Annotated in this window: 2 protein-coding genes; both read right to left on the minus strand. The window is 61.4% G+C overall.

Annotation, left to right across the window (positions count from 1 at the left end; translation table 11 throughout):
* On the minus strand, positions 1 to 998 hold a 998-nt coding region (locus AACY49_RS29465; RefSeq protein ID WP_339527686.1), incomplete at its 3' end, for an ornithine carbamoyltransferase.
* A 69-nt stretch (positions 999 to 1,067) separates the two neighbouring features.
* Positions 1,068 to 2,026: arginine deiminase (locus AACY49_RS29470; protein ID WP_339527688.1), on the minus strand; the 959-nt coding region annotated here is incomplete at its 5' end.

Below are 2,026 nucleotides of genomic sequence, written 5' to 3' on the forward strand. Positions count from 1 at the left end.
AGCGCCGACACGAGAATCGCCTTGATGGTGTGCATGCGGTTTTCCGCTTGCTCGAAGGCGATGTTGGCTGGGGACTCGAAGACGTCTTCGGTCACTTCGACGCCGTTGGCCAGGTGCGGATAGCGCGTGGCGATGTCTTTGCCGACCTTGGTTTCACTGTTGTGGAACGCCGGCAAACAGTGCATGAACTTCACGCGCGGGTTGCCCGAAGCCTTCATCATGTTGGCGTTGACCTGGTACGGCAGCAGTTGCTCGATGCGCTCATCCCACGCTTCCACCGGCTCACCCATCGACACCCAGATGTCGGTATGGATGAAGTCCACGCCCTTGACCGCTGCTTTCGGGTCTTCGGTGATGGTGAGACGCGCGCCGCTTTCGGCGGCGAAGGCCTGGCACTGATCGATGAAGTCCTGATGCGGCCACAGCGCTTTCGGCGCGGCGATGCGCACATCCATGCCGAGTTTGGCGCCGATCATCAACAGCGAATTGCCCATGTTGTAACGGGCATCGCCCAAATAAGCGTAGCTGATGTCGTGCAGCGGTTTGTCGCTGTGTTCGCGCATGGTCAGGGTGTCGGCGATCATTTGCGTCGGGTGGAATTCAGCGGTCAGGCCGTTGAACACCGGCACGCCAGCGAACTTGGCCAGCTCTTCGACGATTTCCTGTTCAAAGCCGCGGTACTCGATGGCGTCGAACATCCGCCCCAGCACGCGGGCGGTGTCTTTCATGCTTTCCTTATGGCCGATTTGCGACGACACCGGGTCGATGTAAGTGACGTGGGCACCTTGGTCGTGGGCCGCGACTTCGAAGGCGCACCGGGTGCGGGTCGAGGTTTTTTCGAAGATCAGCGCGATGTTCTTGCCTTGCAGGTGCGGACGCTCGGTGCCGGTGTATTTGGCGCGCTTGAGGTCGCGGGACAGGTCCAGCAGGTAGTGCAGCTCGCGAGTGGTGTGGTGCATCAGCGAGAGCAGGCTGCGGTTGCGCATGTTGAAAGCCATGATTGGATCTCCTTGGGTTTCGGTTATCCCCTTGGCCGTGCAGGGTAAGCATCGGCCAAGGCTCGAAAGTTAATAATCGATAGGGTCGCGAATGATCGGGCAGGTCATGCAATGACCGCCGCCGCGTCCTCGGCCCAGCTCACTGGCGCTGATGGTGATGACTTCCACCCCGGCCTTGCGTAGCAAGGTGTTGGTGTAGGTGTTGCGGTCATAGCCGATGACCACGCCCGGCTCCAGGGCCACCACGTTGTTGCCGTCGTCCCATTGCTCGCGTTCGGCGGCGAAGCTGTTGCCGCCGGTTTCGACAACGCGCAGCGCTTTGAGGTTGAGGGCCTTGGCCACGGTGTCGAGGAAGCTGGTTTCTTCACGGCGAACGTCGATGCCGCCCGGTTTGCTTTCGTCAGGGCGCAGGCTGAAGGCGACGATCTGCTTCACCACTTCCGGGAAGATGGTCACCAGGTCGCGGTCGCAGAAACTGAACACGGTGTCCAGGTGCATCGCTGCACGGGATTTCGGCAGGCCGGCGACGATGACTCGTTCCACCGCTTTGTTCTTGAACAGGTTGACCGCCAATTGGCCGATGGCCTGGCGGGACGAGCGCTCGCCCATGCCGATCAACACCACACCGTTGCCGATCGGCATCACATCGCCGCCCTCAAGGGTGGCGCTGCCGTGATCCTGGTCGGGGTCGCCGTACCAGATCTGAAAGTCGGCGTTGGTGAACTGCGGGTGGAATGTGTAGATGGCGGTGGCCAGCAGGGTTTCCTGGCGGCGCGCCGGCCAGTACATCGGATTCAGGGTCACGCCGCCGTAGATCCAGCAGGTGGTGTCGCGGGTGAACTGGGTGTTGGGCAGCGGCGGCAGAATGAAGCTGGAGTGGCCGAGGAAGTCGCGGAACATTTGAATGGTCTTGCCGCCAAAGCTGTCCGGCAAGTCATCGGCGGAAACGCCGCCGATCAGGAACTCGGCGATATGACGAGGCTCCAGGCTGCGCAACCACGAACCCACTTCGTTGATGAGGCCGAGGC

Source organism: Pseudomonas sp. EL_65y_Pfl2_R96 (genome assembly GCF_963970905.1).
In the GTDB taxonomy this organism is placed as follows: domain Bacteria; phylum Pseudomonadota; class Gammaproteobacteria; order Pseudomonadales; family Pseudomonadaceae; genus Aquipseudomonas.